The organism is Acinetobacter sp. NIPH 298, from assembly GCF_000369505.1.
GTDB lineage: Bacteria > Pseudomonadota > Gammaproteobacteria > Pseudomonadales > Moraxellaceae > Acinetobacter.
On the sequence record NZ_KB850055.1, the window covers coordinates 1,459,431 to 1,480,602 of the forward strand.

The 21,172-nt window shown below is 39.7% G+C and carries 19 protein-coding genes; 6 read left to right on the forward strand and 13 right to left on the reverse strand.

What is annotated here, in order from left to right:
* Positions 1–106 precede the first annotated feature (106 nt).
* Positions 107–793, forward strand: a complete 687-nt coding sequence (locus F903_RS11855; RefSeq protein ID WP_005197317.1) for an FMN-dependent NADH-azoreductase — start codon at positions 107–109, stop codon at positions 791–793.
* Between the two features lie 71 nt (positions 794–864).
* Here F903_RS11855 and F903_RS11860 read toward each other — a convergent pair whose 3' ends face one another.
* Entirely contained in the window at positions 865–2,355 is a 1,491-nt protein-coding gene (locus F903_RS11860; protein WP_005197318.1) for an MFS transporter, read from the reverse strand.
* A 126-nt stretch (positions 2,356–2,481) separates the two neighbouring features.
* Here F903_RS11860 and F903_RS11865 point away from each other — a divergent pair, with 126 nt between their 5' ends.
* Positions 2,482–3,069, forward strand: a complete 588-nt coding sequence (locus F903_RS11865; protein WP_004671545.1) for a TetR family transcriptional regulator — start codon at positions 2,482–2,484, stop codon at positions 3,067–3,069.
* Here F903_RS11865 and cpaB read toward each other — a convergent pair.
* From cpaB to F903_RS11890, 5 genes are all read right to left on the reverse strand, one after another.
* A complete protein-coding gene (cpaB, locus tag F903_RS11870) occupies positions 3,066–3,692 on the reverse strand; it encodes a metalloprotease secretion chaperone CpaB (protein WP_005197319.1) in 627 nt (208 codons plus the stop codon). The two genes, F903_RS11865 and cpaB, sit on opposite strands and share 4 nt — an antisense overlap.
* Before the next feature lie 14 nt (positions 3,693–3,706).
* On the reverse strand, positions 3,707–5,485 hold the full coding sequence (cpaA, locus tag F903_RS11875) for a metalloendopeptidase CpaA (RefSeq protein WP_005197320.1): 1,779 nt from the start codon (positions 5,483–5,485) through the stop codon (positions 3,707–3,709).
* A gap of 432 nt (positions 5,486–5,917) precedes the next feature.
* Complete coding sequence (locus F903_RS11880; protein ID WP_005197321.1) at positions 5,918–7,171, reverse strand: serine hydrolase domain-containing protein; 1,254 nt, start codon at positions 7,169–7,171, stop codon at positions 5,918–5,920.
* Positions 7,172–7,251: 80 nt separating this feature from the next.
* The gene (locus tag F903_RS11885; protein WP_005197322.1) at positions 7,252–8,106 is read right to left on the reverse strand and encodes a MaoC family dehydratase; all 855 of its coding nucleotides are present in this window, start codon (positions 8,104–8,106) and stop codon (positions 7,252–7,254) included.
* 143 nt (positions 8,107–8,249) lie between these two features.
* Positions 8,250–9,641 carry a 3-oxoacyl-ACP reductase gene (locus F903_RS11890; protein ID WP_005197323.1) on the reverse strand — a complete coding sequence of 464 codons (1,392 nt, stop codon included), beginning with the start codon at positions 9,639–9,641 and terminating at the stop codon, positions 8,250–8,252.
* 224 nt (positions 9,642–9,865) lie between these two features.
* On the opposite strand from F903_RS11890, the gene F903_RS11895 reads away from it, so the two are divergent.
* Complete coding sequence (locus F903_RS11895; RefSeq protein ID WP_005197325.1) at positions 9,866–11,395, forward strand: acetyl-CoA C-acetyltransferase; 1,530 nt, start codon at positions 9,866–9,868, stop codon at positions 11,393–11,395.
* A 96-nt stretch (positions 11,396–11,491) separates the two neighbouring features.
* On the opposite strand, the gene F903_RS11900 is transcribed toward F903_RS11895, so the two are convergent.
* From F903_RS11900 to F903_RS11910, 3 genes are read right to left on the reverse strand one after another with little or no spacing between them, the layout of a single operon-like run.
* Complete coding sequence (locus F903_RS11900; RefSeq protein ID WP_005197326.1) at positions 11,492–12,280, reverse strand: glutathione S-transferase N-terminal domain-containing protein; 789 nt, start codon at positions 12,278–12,280, stop codon at positions 11,492–11,494.
* A gap of 12 nt (positions 12,281–12,292) precedes the next feature.
* Positions 12,293–12,805: a ribonuclease E activity regulator RraA gene (gene rraA, locus F903_RS11905; protein WP_005197327.1), complete on the reverse strand. Its 513-nt coding sequence runs from the start codon at positions 12,803–12,805 to the stop codon at positions 12,293–12,295.
* A 12-nt stretch (positions 12,806–12,817) separates the two neighbouring features.
* Positions 12,818–13,483: an NAD(P)H-binding protein gene (locus F903_RS11910; protein ID WP_005197328.1), complete on the reverse strand. Its 666-nt coding sequence runs from the start codon at positions 13,481–13,483 to the stop codon at positions 12,818–12,820.
* Between the two features lie 210 nt (positions 13,484–13,693).
* On the opposite strand from F903_RS11910, the gene rpsT reads away from it, so the two are divergent.
* Positions 13,694–13,960 carry a 30S ribosomal protein S20 gene (rpsT, locus tag F903_RS11915; RefSeq protein WP_004671564.1) on the forward strand — a complete coding sequence of 89 codons (267 nt, stop codon included), beginning with the start codon at positions 13,694–13,696 and terminating at the stop codon, positions 13,958–13,960.
* Between the two features lie 45 nt (positions 13,961–14,005).
* Here the strand turns inward: rpsT and F903_RS11920 are convergent, their stop codons facing one another.
* From F903_RS11920 to F903_RS11935, 4 genes are all read right to left on the reverse strand, one after another.
* Complete coding sequence (locus F903_RS11920; protein WP_005197329.1) at positions 14,006–15,277, reverse strand: hypothetical protein; 1,272 nt, start codon at positions 15,275–15,277, stop codon at positions 14,006–14,008.
* A 209-nt stretch (positions 15,278–15,486) separates the two neighbouring features.
* On the reverse strand, positions 15,487–18,171 hold the full coding sequence (locus F903_RS11925; protein WP_005197330.1) for a M66 family metalloprotease: 2,685 nt from the start codon (positions 18,169–18,171) through the stop codon (positions 15,487–15,489).
* Between the two features lie 200 nt (positions 18,172–18,371).
* Complete coding sequence (locus F903_RS11930) at positions 18,372–19,103, reverse strand: histidine phosphatase family protein (RefSeq protein ID WP_034595050.1); 732 nt, start codon at positions 19,101–19,103, stop codon at positions 18,372–18,374.
* A gap of 53 nt (positions 19,104–19,156) precedes the next feature.
* A complete protein-coding gene (locus tag F903_RS11935) occupies positions 19,157–20,014 on the reverse strand; it encodes a 3'(2'),5'-bisphosphate nucleotidase CysQ family protein (protein ID WP_005197331.1) in 858 nt (285 codons plus the stop codon).
* 11 nt (positions 20,015–20,025) lie between these two features.
* Between F903_RS11935 and F903_RS11940 the strand changes: the two genes are divergently transcribed.
* Both F903_RS11940 and F903_RS11945 read left to right on the forward strand, forming a co-directional pair.
* Positions 20,026–20,724: an HAD-IA family hydrolase gene (locus F903_RS11940; protein WP_005197332.1), complete on the forward strand. Its 699-nt coding sequence runs from the start codon at positions 20,026–20,028 to the stop codon at positions 20,722–20,724.
* A complete protein-coding gene (locus F903_RS11945) occupies positions 20,708–21,136 on the forward strand; it encodes an RNA-binding S4 domain-containing protein (protein ID WP_004671577.1) in 429 nt (142 codons plus the stop codon). Before F903_RS11940 ends, F903_RS11945 begins: the two co-directional genes overlap by 17 nt.
* Positions 21,137–21,172: the final 36 nt, after the last annotated feature.

Consider the following 21,172-nt stretch of genomic DNA (forward strand, 5'->3'; position numbering starts at 1 on the left):
CTTAAGATGAGAAAAACTCATCTTATACAAAAATAATGTCATTTGTCAGCGCATATACAAATCTTCAAACTTTGAAGTATGTTCTATAAAATTGAGTAAATTTCAAATGACTACCCTACTGCATATTGATGCCAGCGTCCGTTCATTTTACGGCGAAGGTGAAAAACATAGTTCTCTTTCTAAAATGTTGGGACAACATTTAATAAAACATTGGAAAAAGCAACAATCGGATGATCAAGTCATTTATCGAGATCTTGGAGAGCTACCACCAAACTTTGTTTCGCAAAAATGGCTTGAAGCGGTATTTACGCCAGAGCAAAAAAGAACGGATGCACAAAAAGCAGCGTTAATTGAATCTGATCAATATATTGATGAAGTTGCAAGAGCAGATATCATCTTGATCACCACCCCAATGTATAATTACGGTATGCCTGCTGCACTAAAAGCATGGTTTGATCAGGTGATAAGAATCAATAAAACCTTTACTTTTGACTTAGCCAGAGGTGACTTCCCGCTTGAACCGATATTTTCAAATAAGACTTTAATTTTACTCAGTTCATGTGGAGAATTTGGTTTTGGTGAAGGCGAAATCAGGGGGCACATGAATCACCTTGGCACCCACATCAAAGTACTCAGTCATTATTTAGGTGCGGATCAATTCTTCGAAATTCGCTCTGAATATCAGGAATTTGCAGACAAAAGACATGAGGACTCGATACTCAGTGCAAAGCAAAAAATTGAAAAACTTGTATCCGAGCTAACAACACAATCTAAGAAAATACTCACTGCATAAATAAGACAAGAGCAACATAGTTCTCAAATACCCCCTCATCCAAATGCTTGATTTGAATGAGGGGATAAAATCTATCCTTCAACTGTGACTACTTTTTTCGGCAAAGCGAACCAAATAAATATGGTGAGTACCAAGAAAAGGAATGCAGCAACAGTCAAGACCGAGCGATGTGATTGGCTAAAAGCTTGTTTCGCCGCCTGAATGACGTTTTCAGCGACCACTGGCTGTAATTGTTTACTGGCTTGAATCGCCTCTCCAATAGAACTGCTGGTTTGTTCTAACAAATGATGAGGTAAATTGCTTGGAATTACGATAGAATTGGCATAGAACCACGAAAGCATCAACCCGAAAAATGCGATACCCAAACCAGCACCTAGCTCATACGCCATTCCTTCAATCGCACCTGCTGCTGTCGCCTTACTTGGCGGAACAGAAGACATAATCGCTGAGGTTGAAGCAAGTAAAGCAATTTCTACACTCAGACCTAATACTACCATCCAAGCCCACGCTTGTATTTGAGCTTGCATAAAATCGGTATTTGCCAATCCCCATAAGCTCACCGCACTCATCAACATCCCAAAAGATGCAACTGATCTTAAGCCATAACGATTCACCAGCAGGCTTGCGATTGGCCCCCCCAGACTGATCGCCACCATGAATGGTAAAATAAATGCGCCTGCTGCGAGTGGTGAAAGTTGATAGACGAACTGAAGCTCTTGGGAAATGAGCAACTCAAACCCAACTAATGCCATCATTGAAACAATCGCCATCACCACACCTGTGGCAATCACAGGATGCTTAAACAACTGAATATCAATCATCGGCGAAGTTGATGTTAATTGTTTACGAACGAAGCCAATCAATAAACCCAATCCGATGACAAAGATTAAAATTGCCCCAAATGAGCCACCATGCATGGCAGATTTAATCGCATAAATCATACTCAGGATTGCGACCACGAGAACAATGGCTTGTAATAAGTTCAGACTTTGCTTTGGTTGCCCTGCTTGCTTAGGCACGACATAAGCAGCCAATACCAAAACGAACAACACAATCGGCACATTGATCAAGAATACTGCGCCCCAATGAAAGTGCTCCAGTAAAAAACCACCAACCAATGGACCAAAAGCTGCACCGCCACCGCCTACAGTCGCCCAAATACCCAAGGCGAAGTTACGTTGTTTTTCATCGAGGAAAGTATTCCGAACTGCGGATAAAGTTGCAGGCAAAATCATTGCCGCGCCAACAGCCAATAAAGCACGTGAACCAATCAACGCCCATGCGGTTGAGGAAAATGCTGCTGCTAATGATGCAAGACCAAATAAAATTCCACCAATAATCATCAAGCGCTTATAACCAATGCGATCACCCAGTGCACCCATAGGTAAAATAAGTCCCGCCATGACCAATGAATAGATATCAATAATCCATAGCAGTTCATTTGCTGATAAAGAAAGCGACTCACTCAATGTAGGTGTCGCGACATGTAAAACGGTTGCATCAATCGAAACTGGGAGATAGATCAATACAACGATTGCAAGAATTAACCACTTGCGTGACATAAATGCCTCTAAATTTGGACAGGTGTTCAAGTTGGTGCTATTATAATCAAAATTGAACGCTTGTCCAATTTTAAAATTTAAGTTAATTTGTTGCTGGTTGTATCACAGCTCATCAGGTTTGGAAAAATGGCTTATTTAAATCGAGAACAACGTCGTGAAATGATTTTGCAGGCAGCGATGCAGGTTGCTTTGGACGAAGGATTTTCAGCAATGACTGTTCGACGTATTGCAACTGAGGCACAAACGTCTACTGGGCAAGTTCATCATCACTTTTCATCGAATTCGCATTTAAAGGCTGAAGCTTTTATCAAACTCATGCAACAACTCGATGAAATTGAAAATCAAGTCGATACAGTGAATTCTTTACAACGCTTATCGTTATTACTCGGTTGTGAAAATATCGAACAGATTCAACCTTACCTTCGGCTTTGGAACGAAGCAGAAGTGTTAATTGATCAAGATCAAGAGATAAAAAATGCCTATAACATTGCGATGCAAGACTGGCATAAATCAATCGTTAAAATGATTGATCAAGGCAAAACTCAAGGCGAGTTTAAATTTGAATCAAACAGCCAAGACATTGCTTGGCGTTTGATTGCGTTTGTGTGCGGACTCGAAGGGATTTATAAACTAGGACTTAATGGACTTAATGAAGCAGATTTCAAGCGTCATACTGAAGTCATAATACGTGCAGAGTTATCTGCTGAAACTTAGTGATCATGATCATGCGCATGTAACTCATGATCTTCAACTCCCTCGTCCATACTCAGCACAACACCCTGACCATTTTTGATTTCAGCGGTATAGTTTCCTTTGTCACTGTATATCTGAATAATCGTATACTGATCTTTTTGACTTTGAGTTATGGTAAAGAAATTCCGTTCAGGACTTCCTTGTTGGAAGCGTCCATGCCAACGTAAAATATCATCATCCACTTTTTCAATTTCAACAATTTCGCCACTACGATTTATGCCATATTCAAGCATTTGAAACTTAACAATGTCTCCAACTTTTTTAGTTTCAATAATGTTTTGATTGTAACGAACTGCCATTCCTTTACCACTTTTGGACAATGGTAGCGCACTGTTTACTCTCAATTCATCATCTTGTATTTCATGAAATAAGACTGTTTCTTTTACAACCTTTTCCAACTCTGCTTTTGAAATATTCAGGTTTTCTCTCGGAAACGCTGAAACATCCTGAACAGATGACTTTATTTTTGTTGAGGCATCATCTTGCGTGGATGCAACAACATGTTCTGGCTTTAGAAAAAAGATTAAACCTGCAGTCACGATGAACGTGACTACAAGTAGAAAAATAATTTTTGAATGCTTCATGCTTTAGAAATCACTTAATTGTATTGTGAAATTCGGACGGCGTTCGCGTTAATCACACTGACTGCATCCTTTTTACCTTCTTCACCTAAACGAACACCATATTTAGGGTTATACAAATATGGACTAGAATAAAAATTCAGATTATTTCCACCCAATGCGGTACTACCCAATGGATGACTAAAACCAGAACCGATATTGCTAGAATCACCATGATATAGTCCCAAGTTATGGCCTATCTCATGACGCATGGCAGCAACGGAACATCCAGTGACATCATTTGTGCCAATCATGTTATAGGCGCTGGCATTGACATAAGCCCAACCACAACCACCATTACCAGCTTCATTACCTTGATAATACACACCATCAGCCAAAACACGCTTACGCTCACCCTGAACTGTGCTATCTGAACGACCAACACTCAATGCTTCTGTCAAGGTTGCTGAAGGAATCTTGTAAGTGATATAGCCTACTTGGCGTAAGTAGAACTTAGCGGATGAGTTCTCTGCCGTTACATTGGTCAGATTCAACCCCTCAATCAAACGAAGTTTTGCGGCGCTTTCTCCTAAGATTGAAGACACTTCAGGACTGTTGACGAATAACATATCGATGGTATGACTATCGTTGGTCCAACCTTGATTAGTAAAGATAAAGCGGCGGTTTTCACCATTTTTAATCGCAGTTGACAGCCCATTCGCAGCCAGAACAAAACTATTAGCATCTGCCGTAGAAGTGAGAATAACTTTATCTCCAACTTGTGCAGTTGTAGGTAAATTTACGGTTTGTCTCCAATTACTATTCGAGATTTTAACTTTTAATGTTGGTTCAGTCATATTTGGTAAAACCGAAGTAATATTACTATTTGCTTCAATCATCTTGATTGGTGCAGACATTAATACCCAATGACCTTTATCACTTACAAACATAAATTCATATTGATCGCCTGTTTTAAGCGCCAATGTTGCACTACTATTAATATTGGTATTATTAATTTTGGCTGACCAAGTTGCCGTTGATTTTATCCAAATGCGGTCACGATCATTGGCAGTAGTCGGCAAGGTGAAATTAGGCACCCAATTTGCATCTGCAAAGTTAATTTCTGTCACTGGAGCAGATACCGTACTTAAACTTGCACCAATGTCTTTTACATTAATTTTTACAGGTTTAATAAATTCAGGTATCCATTTCTGTAATTCAGCATTGTATTTCAACCAATATTCACTTCCTTGCGTAAGATTGAAGCTGCTCGGAAACAGTAAATTAGCTTTAGAGATTTCTGACGGGTACGTCGCAGTAGACGTAATTTGCACGAGAGTACCATCACTCACATTTGATGGTAGTGCGATTGTTTTCGCCCACTTACCATCAGCCAGTAGAATATGTTGCAGTTTCGTATTGTTTAATGCGATTTCTTCAAATTGTGCATTAGTGGTTGGGCTAATGGCCGCAAGTTGAATCACCCATTTTTTCAGATTTGCATCATATACAAACTGGAAGGTGTCACCACTTTGAATTTCAAGTACTTCAATTGGCAAATTAGTATTGGATGTATCCAAATAACTTTTCCAACCAGCACTTGATTGAATCGTAATCTTGTCTTGGTGGTTGGCAGTGTTTGGTAAATATATATTTTTTACCCAATTTCCATTGGATAAAACAAATTTCAAATCGGCATGACCACTTGGAATACTGCCGCTATTGTTAATCTGGTTTGGAGATAATGTTGTTGAAGCATATACAGCTGTTGTCACAAGCACACCAGCCAAACAAATCGCTTTGAGTCCAAATTTCATTTATAAGTCCTTTTTTGTGTATTTTTTACACACTCAACTTTAGCAAAATGCCTCGCCACCATCAAGCTTTAATTTTATAAATATTCATTAAATATCATTAGCTTATTTTTATCACATTTCTTTTAATATGTGTTTTCTAGCTCAAATTTCAAAGCAACAACACCAATTAGACGAGCAATTTTGAGCTTACTTAATACTGCGGCTGAATTATAGCTACAAGTGAGTTTTTGATCACAAAACAACCTATAATTATTTAGTTTTTATAAACAATACGGTTTTTTGATTACTTAACTTAAAATGCCAGCAGATACCTTAATTACATTATCTAAGCTCAATTAACTTCAGGTTTAAGACGCTGATTTTTTAGACATTATTTGGATTCAACTTATTTTTTTGCAACGTGGAAATCTTTAGAATTGAAAAAAAGGTGGTTTAAAACCACCCTTTTCGCCCCGTCAGAGCAGCATCTGCGCAACGTAAGGCTTCTTGGCTTAACCCCCACAACCGATAATCACCTGTTGAAGAGGTAATATTAAAGTTGTGTGTATATGCAAAGCTTAGCCCACGATCAGGATCACACCAAGCACCTGAACCATTAAAACCCATATGCCCAAAACCGTGAGGTGTGCGTTTTCCCATCGTTAAAATTCGGTGATAACCTAAACGCCAATGCATTGGAATTGGCATTACCCGATCACGAGCCTTGTTTTGAACTGTACTGAGCTGCTTAAAAACGTCTGGACGAATCAATTGTTGTCCATCCCACTGCCCTTTATTGGCAAGCATGGCATACACTTTCGCAAGACTATCTGCAGTGAACACCCCATTTGCAGCAGGAATCGCCGCCTGTAACCCTAGATCGCTAAAAAAACTAAATCCACGCATGCCCTTAGGAATCATCGCATCTTTGAAATCTTGAGGATCTTGTCCAGAGAGTTCCAGTAATTTTTCCGACCAAGAGGCTTTACGAGGTTGATTGGTTTTTTTGGTTGCTGGTTTCGGTGACGTCGGCGCTTTTGGCTTTTCTAAAAGACGTGCTACACGAGCTAACTCTTGTTCTGGCACTCCAAAATAAGCGCCATCCAATGCCAATGGCTGAACCAAATAGCGTTGCATTAACCAATTCAAAGGCTGTTTTGCCGCTTTTTCCAATATACCACCAACAATCCAGCCATAAGTCAGTGGTTGGTAAGCAAAACCTTGACCCGCTGTAAAACGTGGCGTGGCCGCAGCCATCACATCCAACATATGCGACCAATCCAGCATTTCCGTTGCGGTATCAATCATATTGCGAATATCAAACAAACCACTTTGATGAGACAAAACGTGGCGCAAGGTCATATTGCCTTTGCCATTTTGAGCAAATTCAGGCCAATACTGTGCAATCGGTGTATCGTAATCAAGTAAACCCTCACTCACCAAAATATGTGCAAGTGTTGCTAATACACCCTTTCCAGTTGAATAACACATCGATAGCGTGTCGGATTGCCAATCTTCTTCTTGAGATTTTTTACCTGTAAAAATATCAACAACTTTTTGACTGTAGAAATAAACAACTAAAGCAGCGCCACCCTGCTGACTTCGAGCATCTTGAAAACGGCTAAATTGACTCGCTAAATCCACAAACCGCTCATCAACACTGCCATGATAATTTTGGGTATTGGCAAGTAAAATCTCTTTAATCAATGTTCAGATCCTTATAATATTTATGTTTTTAGAATATCCCTCTTGCGAACAAAAGGGATAATTTAGCATGCTATTTCGTATTAAAGTGCTTTCACTGTACCTGCAACATGAGGCTTTTTAGATTTCACATTACGAATCAAAAAGTCAGTTTGCTTGGTTTCAGTAGCAGTTAAAAATTCAACTTTTGAAGGCAAATACATTGGTAATTTGAACCAAACGTCAGCTTCATAAGCCTCTGGAAGCTCCATATTTGCCAAAGCTTTTGCTTTGCTCCACATCCCGTGTGCAATGGCTTGTTTAAAACCAAACGCTTTCGCAGTGATCGCATGAATATGAATCAGGTTAAAATCTCCTGAAATCTTCGCATAACGGCGACCTGTATTTTCTGAGATGTCCCATTCTGCTTGAACTTGATAAGCAGGTGCTTGAGTCTCTTTGGCTTTCTCAGCCGCTTTTTTCTCAGTTTTTTGGCGAGATAAGTAAGTGGTTAAGCTTTCCATTACCACTTCACCACCGACTTTAGCTGTCGTGATAAAATCAAACTGTAAGCCTTTATCATGTGGCTGAAGTTCACCGAATTTGCATGACAAGGTAATTTGTTCATTTACACCAATTTTGCGTGTCTGTTTGATTTGGTTGCGGATATGCACCAACCCCAAAATCGCAAATGGAAATGCCTCACTGGTCATCATGTGCATTTGTAAACTTTGAGACAAAACAGCTAAATAAATCGCGGGAACCAAACCATCATTTTTAAAACCACAGATTTCGTTGTAGCTTTCTAAATGCTTCGCATCAATCTGAAGTGTATCCACGACATATTCAACTTGTGGAAGTACTTTTTCGCCTTTTGGCTTTTTGAAAATTAAACCTTGAATGACTTTTGGATAAGCTAAGTAAGGTTTTGGTAATTGACTAAAATGACGTGTATTCATAATAAACCTTTTTATATTTTAGGAATCCTCCCCAACCCTCCTTTCATAAAGGAGGGAGTTTCCGCAAATTATATAGGTTTTAATTTTTAGGAATTCCCCTCTTGTTTAAAGAGGGGTTAGGGGAGATTTTAAGACTCTGGTGATTAAGCACCTAACAAGCTTTGACCACATACGCGAACAACGTTACCCGTCACACCTGTTGAACCCGTAGAAGCATACCAAGCAATCGCTTCAGCCACATCTACAGGTAAACCACCTTGGTTCATCGAGTTCATACGGCGACCTGCTTCACGAATCGCGAAAGGAATTGCAGCCGTCATCTGAGTTTCAATGAAACCAGGTGCAACAGCATTGATGGTAATGCCGTTCTTTAATGTTGGCGCAGTAAATTTCACTAAGCCAATCACACCTGCTTTAGAAACAGCATAGTTAGTTTGACCCAAGTTACCTGCAATACCACTGATTGATGATACACAAACGATACGGCCATTTGCATTTAAACCATCATTTGATAGTAAGTAATCGTTAACACGCTCAATCGCAGACAAGTTAATGTTGATCACAAGATCCCACAACTCTGGCTTCATGTTTGCCAAAGTTTTGTCACGGGTAATACCTGCGTTATGAACAATAACGTCTAAACCACCTTGTTTAGCAGCCGCAATTTTGATTTTCTCACCAGCATCAGCAGCAGTAATATCGATCGCCAAAACTGAACCACCAATTGAACCTGCAACACGCTCAAGGTCAGCTTGTTGTTGTGGAACGTCCAAGCAAATCACGTGCGCGCCATCACGTGCAAGCACATGCGCAATCGCTTCACCGATACCACGGCTTGCACCTGTAACTAGAGCAGTTTTACCTGCAAGTGGTTTCGCCCAATCTAAATCAACAGTATCTGCTTTAGAAATACGGATCACTTGACCAGATACATAAGCAGAACGCGGAGAAATTAAGAAACGTAAAGTTGATTCAAGATTCGCTTCAGCACCTTGATCGACATAAACCACTTGAGCAGTAATGCCCTTTTTAAACTCTTTGCCTGCTGATTTGACGAAACCTTCTAACGCACGTTGCGCAATCGCTTGTTTTACTGTTTTAGCAGTTTCAGGTGTTGTACCAATGACAATGACACGACCTGAGCTTGAAATTTGGCGCGCGATTGGATTAAAGAAGTTATACAATTCTTTAAGTTGTTCAGAATCTTGAATACCAGAAGCATCAAATACAACCGCTTTAAATTTAGATTCTTTATCATCTGCATTAAGAGGACGAAGATTTAACCCTACTTTTGCAGCAGTTTGTTGTAATTCAACATTATTACCCACATAGCTATCTGCATGGATATTGCTAAGCACTTGAGCAATTGCGCCAGAAATTGTGCTTGAAGGTGCTGCGCCAAGCAAAACTGCACCATTCACAACTGGTTGAGCGCTTTCAAAACGATCTAACGAAACTGGTGATGGTAAACCTAGATTTTTTACGACAAATTTACCTAAAGGTGATTGCGTAAATGCTTGGTATTGATCAGTCATGGTTATTATCTCTCATACAAATGAATTTGTTACAAACACATGCATCATGTTAGTGAAATAACATGAAATCAATGTCTGATTGACTCACAACAAATCATACTTGAGTTCATGTTCCGATGTCTTGACCTGAATGTGGTCTAAAGCGTCATTCTAGTCAATACCGCAATATCGTAAATATGCTATTGTTATAGCAAGAATATCGCAATTATGCTTGGAAAAGCCTTATGAGCAAAACAACTCAAGAAAATCCAGCAGTCGAGAATTCTGCTCAAGAGACTGTGTCAAATACATCAAAAGCAACTCCTACCAAGAGTAAGAGTGCTGGCACGACTCCTAAAGCAGCAAGTACGGCAACTAAAACGACGCGCGTTCGTTCAGCTAGTCGTAGTACCAAAAGCACTGCATCTTCTACATCTACAAAAGCTGCTACAGCTAAAGTAACCAAACCTTCTGTTCAACAGGATAAAAAAACCATGAGCCAAAACAATGTTCGTCGTGTAGCCATTATTGGCGGTAATCGTATTCCATTTGCTCGCTCAAATGGCGCTTATTTTAAAGCCTCTAATATGGATATGCTAACGGCTGCATTAAATGGTTTAGTTGAACGTTTTAACCTACAAGGTCAGCGTTTAGGTGAAGTGGTTGCTGGTGCTGTATTAAAACACAGCCGTGACTTTAATATGACACGTGAATGTGTTTTAAACACTCAACTTGCACCAGAAACGCCTGCTTTTGACATTCAACAAGCATGTGGTACTGGTTTACAAGCTGCATTCCTTGTTGCAAACAAAATTGCACTAGGTCAAATCGAAGTCGGTATCGCAGGTGGTGTAGATACAACTTCTGATGCGCCTATCGCTTTCGGTGATGGTTTACGTAAAGCTTTACTTGAGCTTAACATCGCCAAAACAGGTAAAGATCGTTTAAAAGCACTCTCTAAAATCAATCTAAAAGATTTGATGGATGCACCTAAAAATGGTGAGCCACGTACTGGTCTTGCAATGGGTGATCATGCTGCAATCACAGCATTAGAATGGAATATTGCACGTGAAGCACAAGACGAACTTGCTGCCTCTTCTCACCAAAAAATGGCAAAAGCATACGAAGAAGGTTTCTTCGATGACTTAATCACACCATTTATGGGTTTAAGCCGTGATAACAATTTACGTGCTGACTCTACTGCTGAGAAATTAGCTAAATTAAAACCAGTATTTGGTAAAGGCGAAGCTGCAACGATGACAGCTGGTAACTCTACGCCACTTACTGATGGTGCTTCATGTGTGCTTTTAGCTTCTGAAGAGTGGGCTAAAGCGAATGGTCACGAAGTCCTTGCTTACTTAACTTTCTCTGAAACTGCTGCGGTAGATTTCGTCGGTAAGAAAGAAGGCTTGTTGATGGCTCCTGCTTATGCCGTTCCACGTATGCTTGAGCGTGCTGGTCTTAAACTTCAAGATTTCGACTACTATGAAATCCATGAAGCTTTTGCATCACAAGTTCTTTCTACTTTGAAGGCTTGGGAAGATGAGAAATTCTGCAAAGAGCGTTTAGGTCTAGATGCACCTTTGGGTTCAATTGACATGAGCAAACTTAACGTTAAAGGTTCTTCTTTAGCTGCTGGTCACCCATTTGCTGCAACTGGCGGTCGTATCATCGCAACTGCTGCTAAATTATTGAATCAAAAAGGTTCAGGTCGTATCTTAGTTTCGATCTGTGCTGCTGGTGGTCAAGGTGTAACAGCAATTATTGAAAAATAATTTCTAAGTTGGTACTCAAAAAAGCTGAATCATTTGATTCAGCTTTTTTTATACATCAATAAAAAAGGCATCTTCTAAAAGACGCCTTTCAATCATTTATTTTCCGTACTGCTTTTTCAGATATTCAACAATCTTGGCTGATTCAAACATTTTCACGCCTGTATTTGGATCGACCAAATAAGGTACTTGAATATCCCGCCCCATCACTTCAACGGCTTTTTCACGCTTACCATTTGGCAATGGAATATATTGCCCCGGTTTTAAACGTAATATCGCTGGTCCCATATCTTGCCAACGCTCTTTGGGCACATTACGCAAAATATAAGGCAGTTCTAATTCAGTTAAAACTTCTCGAACTAAACGTGTATATGGACTCGCCTCAAAGCTCCACAATTCCAATAATTGCTCAGGTTCAGGACGATCAATAATCTGTTTATTAATCCAAACACCACGTGCTGCATTGGCAACAGTCGCTAGAGTCGACACATAAGGAAGCTTAGGATAATGACTAAATTTCTTCGGCGTCTGCCCTGTTTTTCCATAATGCTTAAAAAGATGATGAATAATCGCTTGCGACTCATAAAGCTGATCACCAGTATTCTCATCAATCAAAAATGGAAACTGTCTTTTTCCACCTTTTTCTTTTACGATCTTACGATATTTTTGACCACCTTTAGGACATGGATAAATTTCCACATCTAAATTCAACAAGGTAATAACTTCACGGACACGACGGCAAAATGGTGAACCTTCGAACTCATATAGCTTAATAGAATTTGTTGGTTGGTTCGGAAATGGAGTTCCTGATACTCCACGTCCACCCTCTATCAGCGTTGCGAGTACAGATTGTAAAACCTTAAATTGATGATTCACCATTTTAAGCATAGCGCGATCCTTTTAGCAGTCGGTCAGTTTTTCTTTTGCGATCACGATTCCATTATTATCCGCATAGATATAATCACCAGAATTGATCGTCACACCACCAAAATACAGTGCAATATCAACTTCACCTATGCCCTTACGGTTACTTTTTTGCGGAATTGCAGCCAATGCATGCACACCTAAATCAAGCTCTGCTATTGCATCCACATCGCGTACACAACCGTATATCACCACACCATTCCAGTGGTTCTTTACAGCAGATTCAGCGATCAAGTCACCCATCAATGCACACCGCATCGAAGCACCACCATCAACAACCAATACTTTTCCAGTACCCTCTGTTGCTAAAAGCTCTTTTACTCGTGAATTATCCTCAAAACACTTCACCGTTACGATTTGCCCACCAAAAGTCTTACGTGCACCATAACTTTTAAAAAACTTACCATCCATCGATGGCGTTACTACTTGTAAGTCTTTTTCAGGATTATCATCTAACAAATCACACGTTACAAAAGCTGCTGTTGTCACTGAAGTTCTCCATTATTGGGTTTGTTGTATACTCAAATTATCGTACAGCTTAAAAGCCGCAGTTTGGGTCAAAGCTGAAACAAGCATAGTATGCGCCAGTTGCTCAGCGGTTACAGGCTTAAATTTAAACGGTTTCGTCCATTTTTTTTCAACCAATTTAAATAAGGTTTGTGCCATATCTTCTACAAAACGCATCTCACTGCGTTTACCAATTAAAAGCGAAGGTTGGAAAATAGATAGCTTATAAATAGATAAGCTTTTTAAGTAATCTTCTAGCTCACCTTTGACTTTATTATAGAAAACTGGTGAATTAGCATTCGCTCCTAATGCACTCACAATTAAAAAATGAATATTTTTATCCTGAATCAAATCAGCAAAATGAGCATTAATTTCATAGTCAATTGCATAAAAAGCTTGTTTTGATCCAGCCTGTTTTATGGTGCTACCCAGACAACTAAATGCATGGGTATGAGCATTAACATCTTCATCATTGAGCAAAAGAAGATCTTCCACAACGAGCTGTGTAACTTTAGGATAAGAGTCTAATATATCTGATTTTTTACGTACAACCACAGTGACAGAATGAAATTCATCAGACTGCTGTAACTCATTGACCAAGGCCTGACCCACCAAACCAGTTGCACCAATTACGATTGCTTTTTTATCACCGATGCTCATTTATAGTTCTTCCAATTCATCATTTAGATTAATGTAACGTTTTCTTGCACGATTATCATCTGTTAAATGCACTTAAAAACATTACAAGGCTTGACTTCGGGGCGTAGTTTCCTCAAAATATGCCACTTGTTTACGGGCTGGTGAATGTTGCCAATTATTTGGTTTTAACTTCAGCCCGCCCAGACCAACTTATTTTTAAGGAGTGCACGAGTGGCAAACTCTGCTCAAGCTAAAAAACGTGCTCGTCAAAACGTTAAAGCACGCAAACACAACGCAAGCTTGCGTTCTATGGTTCGTACTTACATCAAGCGTACAGTAAATGCGATCGCTGCTGGTGACTATACAGTTGCTTCAGAAGCTTACAAAACAGCTGTTCCAGTAATCGACCGTATGGCTGACAAAGGCATCATCCACAAAAATAAAGCAGCTCGTCATAAGAGCCGCTTAAACGCACAAGTTAAAGCTTTGGCTAACTAATTTGATGCAAGTAAAAAAGCCCGTTTTCGGGCTTTTTTATTGTCTTTAATTTTTGATATAAGGCTGTAGCCCCGTCCCCGCATCTTTTACTATTTTCATCAGCTTTTGGCTAAACTTATAACTTTCTTCCAATAATCCCAAGTCATGCGCACGCGCTTTATTCTGTGTAAGTAATACTTTATGGTTCTGATAGCACTGCTCTAATTGCACTGTATCTTGACTCAAAGCAATCATCATCAGCTCAAAGCGAAAATCTAAATCAATCTTTATATTTGGTGGCATATCGCCATAAGCCCAAGCCTGTAGAGCTTGTAGTCGTCCTTGCCCCAAATGAAAAAAGATAAAATTGATATACGCATTTAGATTTCTAAAAAAATCCTGAATATCGGCTTCACTATCCCATCTCCCAATCAAGCTAAAACACACATCAGCACGCTCACCCGACGTTGAACACTGATAAATATCCATAGAACGTAAACGGAAAATTAAACGCTCAGGTAACTGTTCCTGTAAGTGTTGAGGAATAAAATAGTCGGTAAAATCCATTGCAAAGGATAGCATTGGACTCACTGTTAGTTTTCTTAGCACCATTTTTAACTGATAAAAGACACCAGCTTGCTTTTGCGTTAGCAGGAAACAGCGATAGCCCGTATCTAAAGCCAATTCAGGACGCCCTAAGTTTCCCCAATTAGCAATAAAGTCATGTGCGATATTAAAAACATCAAGTTGCAAGTCCTTGGTATAGGCTTGCTGCTCAAACCAATGGGTAATGAGTTGTTCAGCCTCTGGCATCGTTTTCGGTGCTTGAAAATGCCCATCTCCCCAAGCCAGTTTAGGTTGAGCATCCAGCTGTTTTGTTTGTTGAACCTCTAATGGTTCTAGTAGATAAGGTTGCAGCATTTGTTCAACTGCATTTTCTGGCGATTGCAATTCACCAATTGCCCATACATTATAATTTGGTTCATAGAAACCAACCCCAGTTTCACGTACCGCCTCATAAAACACGCGGTACACTGCATCATTCTGCGCATCTTGTGCTAACGCTTTTAATTGAATAATGGCGCAGACATTTTGTGAGAATTCTTCTTTAATGCTCTGAATCCATTGCTGGGTTTGTTCAGGAAAAAAAGATTGATTTTGTGGGTCACAAATTTTATCCGCGAACAGTGAAAGCCATGCTCGTAGTGTTTTACCATGACTAGGAATATGGCTATATTGTTGATGTAATTCAAATGCCACTTGATGTGAGTTATCTTCTGAGGGAACTTTACCTGTGAAAATTTCAGGCTCCCACAAATAAATCGTGTTTAATGACATATTTTTATCCATTTATGTGTCTAATTTCTCTTTTTATTTTCATATAATGACGAATAAAAATGATTTTTAAAAGCAAATTCTTTATTTTTATAAGCAAGACCTATTGAAATTTCAATAGGTCCAATCTTCGCTTTATCACCAAAAGCAATCGTAATATTTATAAAGAGCCATATATCAAACGACTAATATTCGAACAATCCCAAAAGATATTAAGGACTGACCGATAATGAGGTTACTAACGCTAAGTTGTTCGCTGAAAGCCCCGTGAGCATTAAACTATGGTTAACAGCAGGAATCGTCCACTTTTGATTTGCTCCACCCGTACAAGCATAACGAATTAACCGTGCACGTTGATTTATTAGATTGCCACCCTCCAAATCAAAACATTGATTCGCTTGCTTAATCGTTTGGGATGATAAGTCCATCGACCAAACCTGAGTGCTCAGATCACGACCACATGGCATGAGATTGATTACATTGCCTGCTGTCGTTGTTAAACATTGGTCAACATATTTTTTATTGTGGATTTTGCCTAGAGCATCATATATCCACTGTTCAGCATCATCCCCAATACAGCCGCTTGCAGCACTGATAAATGCATTTAACTTGCCATTTTCTAATTGTTCCGCTTTTAGACAATGCGTTCGGTTCATCAAAGTCACAGCCGAATTCAGATTAAAGTCACTTTTTAATCCAAGCTTTTCAACAAATAAATTAAAGGCACTCACTGCGTCAGCATCGAGATTGCTTAGTTCTTCGTGATAAAGACTCATCCAGCGATTTAACCGATTCAAAGTTGTCTGTTGTTGAATATATCGAGACATTTCATTTTGAGCAGCAACTGAAAGTTGATCTTTAAACGAGCGATATGAATCAAAAAGTAACTTTGACTCTGGAGATAAGCTCACCACAGCTTTCCCTTTATTTTCGAGTAGCGCCTGCTCAAATTGTGGCAATTCAATTGCTCTTAAAGCGGAATAGCCCACTGCTTTGCCTATTTCAACATAAGGCGCTACAGTCGTTATATCGTTCATCGGCACAATCATTGTTGACAGCAAAGTAGCTGCTTGATTGGCTTTTTTACAATATAAATTTACTTTCTGTGGAGCATCACTTTGTGCAAGGTTGATATGGAATTTATTTGCATGACTATTTGCATTCATTCGTTGCGGCGCTAGAGCAATATTTTGACTCCCTTTTGCGAACTGAATATTGAGCCAACAATTCGCTGTCACATTACTTGGATCAACCTGTGGCAAATCAAATACATTGCCCCAGTTGCCTTTTGCCGCAGGATAAATCAATCCAATCTGATTATCTGGATCATACCCACCCAAAATCGTATAAACAGGTACCCCAAATAATCGTGGCTTTAAATAGTTTCCATCAGCACTGTTGTACCAAACATTTGATGAACGTGGCGTTTTAGGTTGAATAACCTCCATGATTCGAGTGGCTGAATTCCATTTTTTATAACCCGTTGGAGAGTTCACATCCCAAACATAACGATCAAGTGCAGGTTGAATTTTTGAATAAGTGCTATAACCAGTGTAATGAGTATATTTAGAAATACTACTGGTCGTTGCGCCCCCAGACATAGCATCCCAGCCATAAGCATATTTATTCAAAAAATTGGGTACACCATTATTACCATCGCCAAGATTTGTCGTGGTCCAATTTAAATTACTACGCATCTTATTTCTAAAGGCAATATACCCCCAACCACTATCGGCATGATGGGCTGCCCAAAACATATTCTCACCAACCGAACCTGGATAATGCCCTAACCCAAAATGATGACCAATTTCATGGCTAAACTCATTACCCACAGAATCAATTAGCGTCAGCATGCCATTACCACCACTTAAACCATGTGTAACATCGCCATTGCTATATTTTCCGCGCGCATAATGCGCGATCACGCTTTGAGTAAGTTGTGGCTGCTCTTGGCTTGCCATAGATGCACTGGTCACGCCCCAGTTCGCCAAATTAATGCCGACACCAAAGGTTGATTTAGCCGTATTCTCACGCATATCACCACTATAAACATCTCCCGTGGTCACACTTGCCGTATCATAAATTACTCCACTCGCCACCATGACCTTATTTAGTTTGAGATCATCGTATTTGGTCACGATCATACGTGCAGCCGGAATCGTCTGAAAATAATCTGTTCCAGCTTTTTCAGGCGCTAACAACATATAATGACCATTTGATTTCGGCGGATCAGTTAACAAACCCAAACGAATATTTTGTACAACCAGCTCAGCAGGCGCTGCAAAGTCAATATTTTCTGCACGTAAATCACCATTTCGCTGATTGAATGGATCAATGACTTTGATACTTAAACCTGCCCGAATCTCATCCCACTTTAAAGCAGCAGTCCATGCACGTTTTGAATAACTCACAGGTGGACGTCCATCAGAATTGGATTGATCCGATGCAGCAATTTGCGAAGGTTCGGTTAAACGAATCGTTCTTAAAAGTTTATTTTCATAATAAATTTCAGCGTCTAGGGCCTGAATATCCCCCATTTCTGCTAATGGAGATACCAGCAACAAAGCCTCCTTTTCACTGGTCAGCCGTGGCATATAGTCTTTTTCATTGTTATTTGGATTGACTACATGGTTTTGTGCAAACTGAACCATCGCTGCGAAACTGCCATTTAGATCGTTTCGTAAAGTTCGAGTTTGACCTAATTTGTCATAATCATAAAAACCCAAAGTGGACTCATCAATCATATCCCGATTCGATTCTGGATATTTATCTAATACAGAAGGAATCGTACTTTTATCATCCCCAGCTGCACTTTTAGTTTCCCCACTTCCGCCACCACAAGCCAGCAACATAACTGGAAGTAGACAAGCTGTTAAATACTTAAGTCGCAATTGCATCACATTCCCCAAATTAAAATACAATGAATTATCGTTAGTGATAAATTTTGTGAAATAGTTAATTCAATAAAATCATGTATTTATTTATAATATCAGCTTAATTTTATCGCTGTTAATTAATTTTTAAATTTAAAAGAGATAAAAACTTCTATGCGAAATTTATCAAAATACGAATGATGCCTGATCGACCAATATAGATTTTATTTATTTTGAAAATGCTCAATGATCAACTCTTGTTGCTTACCTCGCCAAATCCATTTCAATTTGCTGCTCGCAAAGTCCTCACCCTCAAACCACACAAATAAGCCCTCCATCATCTCAGGCCAGTCGGTTTGTTCAATTTGATTATTACCTGAAATGACAGCAATGATAGCCGCAAGGATGGTGTCATGGCTGACTGCCAAGCTTAAACCGTTATGATGGGTTGGATGTGTGTGATATAGCAGCTCCAGTACATCAAACACGCCCGTTATTGGATGTTTCATTCCGGGCAAAGCATTATTGACAAAACTATTAATAAAGCCCAATGCTCCCTGTTTACGAAAATATGGCGCGGCTTGTTGGATATCCAAAACAAAACTTCCGGGTTCTACCAACAAACGTTGTTCTACGATTTCAATGGTATGGGTATTTATTGCTTTATGTACCCCATCGGCACCTTCAATCATTAAAGCTGCGGTATCTACACAACGCTGGATCGGGCTGGAAATACAATGTTGGATGGCGCGATCTGTATTTTGAATTAAATACTCGCCCCATGCATAAGCTAAATCACGCCCAGATTCAGTCAATTGCAGATCGTACCCTGCCAACCCCTGCCCACTCAGCAATTCACGCAAAGAATGGCGAGTAAACAAAGTCACAGGTGTTGAAGCATTCGGGAGTAGATCAATTGCTTCGAACATACTTTTCGGCAATAAATGCAGGGCCATATTTAACATCAAAAAGTGAAATCTATTCCACTATAGCATGAGCTAAATAACTCTCAATCTAAAATGCCCGAATGACTCAAAGCATCATAAGCAATCGTTTTGCAATCCTGATCCCTAAATGCGATAAAACCGCCATTCAATACCGTTTCACGCTGATTATATAAAAATGGCTTTCCAGCCAAGGTCATTAATCCACCACCAATACTTTCCAAGAAGGCTTGCCCCGAACTGGTGTCCCATTCAGAAGTTGGATGAAAGCGCGGATAAATATCAATTTCACCCTCAAGCATCATACAAAACTTATATGCACTTCCTGCTTCACGACGAATCACTTCATGCTGCTGCAAAATCGGTTCAATAAAATTTTTATATTTGGGGTTTTTACTATTGTGGCTCAGCCCCACCTGAATCGGTGCTGCATCATCATGCGCCTCAACTTTGTATTGAGACCATTCTTGGCGGCTAAAACTGTATTTATATGGAAGTTGTGAATGATAACCAATGTACATCACTTGCTCACATGGCACAGCGATGATCGCAAATGTGGTCTGATGATTTTCAATCAAACTGAGATTGATGGTGAATTCATCACGTTCATGAATAAACTCTTTAGTACCATCTAATGGATCAAGCATCCAACAACGTGGCCATGCTTGTCGTGCTGAATAATCACTTTCTTCTGATAAAACAGGTAAATCAGGGGTAATTTCAGCTAAACGCTTCAATATAAAGTGATTTACTTTCAAATCTGCCTGTGTCACAGGAGAATCATCACTTTTTTCCTGAATATTAAACTCACCACCCGCACAATAATTTTGATATTCTTCCAGTAATATTTGACTGGCCTGCGCCATGATGGGAACAAGTTGCAAGATGATGTGATCTTGTGGGGCAAGCGTTTTAATAAACATAGATCAACCTTATGTCATATTCAGATTTACAGCGGCCAATTATCATGTTTGATATGGATGGCACATTACTTGATTTAGCTTTTGATGATTTTATTTGGAATCATTGTTTGCCTGAGCGTCACGCACAAGTCCACCAATGCAGTCTTGAGCAAAGCCAACAGACACTATTTCAATTTTACCACCAACATAAGCATACACTATCTTGGTATTCTTCGGCGTATTGGACGGCTAAAGTCGGTGTTGATGTACTACAACTACAACATGAGCATCGAGATAAAATCCAAGCACGTATTGGCTGCCATCAACTGCTCGAACAACTAACTACACAAGGTTATCGTTGCTGGTTATTGACCAATGCTGATCGGGCTGGATTACAGCTTAAACTTGAAAATATTGAACTTAGCCCTTACTTTGAACTAATGATCAGTAGCGAGGAGTTAGGCTACGCCAAAGAAGATGTAGAATTTTGGCAGAAGCTTCAACAACTTCACCCTTTTGATCCTGCTCGTGCGGTATTTATAGATGATACCGTTGCAGTGCTTAAAGGTGCAGAAAATTTTGGTATCACCCAGTTATTTAGTATCTTACAACCCTCTAGCAGTAAAGCTACAAGAGTCGCAACTGAGCTACCATATCCTGCCCTTGACCATTTAACTGAACTCTTTGATTATCTTGAAAACGCACAGGTAATAGATGCCAAAACAGCATGAACCAACAAGCATGGATGCCATGCGGATTGATAAATGGCTTTGGGCTGCACGTTTCTTTAAAACTCGCTCAATCGCTAAAGCTGCCATAGAAGGCGGAAAAGTACATCACAACAATGAGCGCGTCAAAGTATCAAGAGATGTGCGTGTTGGGATGCAACTCACCATTCAACAAGGTTTTGAGAAAAAAACGGTACTGGTAAAAGCCCTTTCAGCTGTACGCGGTGGCGCGCCAATGGCACAGCAACTTTATGAAGAAACCACTGAAAGTATCGAAAAACGAGAGTTGCAAGCCTCACAGCGAAAATTGCATAATCTAGCCCGACCAGATCATCGACCGAGTAAAAAAGATCGTCGAGATATCAATCGTTTTAAACAGGAAAATACGCAATCATGGACATTCCCTGACGAGTAAAATTTCCGAATTATAGGTGCGTCATCTTGTGTCGCA

Coding starts and splice junctions, on each gene's coding strand:
- F903_RS11855 (WP_005197317.1), top strand. CDS start 107: ATGACTACCCTACTGCATATTGATGCCAGCGTCCGTTCATTTTACGGC.
- F903_RS11860 (WP_005197318.1), bottom strand. CDS start 2,355: ATGTCACGCAAGTGGTTAATTCTTGCAATCGTTGTATTGATCTATCTC.
- F903_RS11865 (WP_004671545.1), top strand. CDS start 2,482: ATGGCTTATTTAAATCGAGAACAACGTCGTGAAATGATTTTGCAGGCA.
- cpaB (WP_005197319.1), bottom strand. CDS start 3,692: ATGAAGCATTCAAAAATTATTTTTCTACTTGTAGTCACGTTCATCGTG.
- cpaA (WP_005197320.1), bottom strand. CDS start 5,485: ATGAAATTTGGACTCAAAGCGATTTGTTTGGCTGGTGTGCTTGTGACA.
- F903_RS11885 (WP_005197322.1), bottom strand. CDS start 8,106: ATGAATACACGTCATTTTAGTCAATTACCAAAACCTTACTTAGCTTAT.
- F903_RS11890 (WP_005197323.1), bottom strand. CDS start 9,641: ATGACTGATCAATACCAAGCATTTACGCAATCACCTTTAGGTAAATTT.
- F903_RS11895 (WP_005197325.1), top strand. CDS start 9,866: ATGAGCAAAACAACTCAAGAAAATCCAGCAGTCGAGAATTCTGCTCAA.
- F903_RS11900 (WP_005197326.1), bottom strand. CDS start 12,280: ATGCTTAAAATGGTGAATCATCAATTTAAGGTTTTACAATCTGTACTC.
- F903_RS11910 (WP_005197328.1), bottom strand. CDS start 13,483: ATGAGCATCGGTGATAAAAAAGCAATCGTAATTGGTGCAACTGGTTTG.
- F903_RS11920 (WP_005197329.1), bottom strand. CDS start 15,277: ATGTCATTAAACACGATTTATTTGTGGGAGCCTGAAATTTTCACAGGT.
- F903_RS11925 (WP_005197330.1), bottom strand. CDS start 18,171: ATGCAATTGCGACTTAAGTATTTAACAGCTTGTCTACTTCCAGTTATG.
- F903_RS11930 (WP_034595050.1), bottom strand. CDS start 19,103: ATGGCCCTGCATTTATTGCCGAAAAGTATGTTCGAAGCAATTGATCTA.
- F903_RS11935 (WP_005197331.1), bottom strand. CDS start 20,014: ATGTTTATTAAAACGCTTGCCCCACAAGATCACATCATCTTGCAACTT.
- F903_RS11940 (WP_005197332.1), top strand. CDS start 20,026: ATGTCATATTCAGATTTACAGCGGCCAATTATCATGTTTGATATGGAT.
- F903_RS11945 (WP_004671577.1), top strand. CDS start 20,708: ATGCCAAAACAGCATGAACCAACAAGCATGGATGCCATGCGGATTGAT.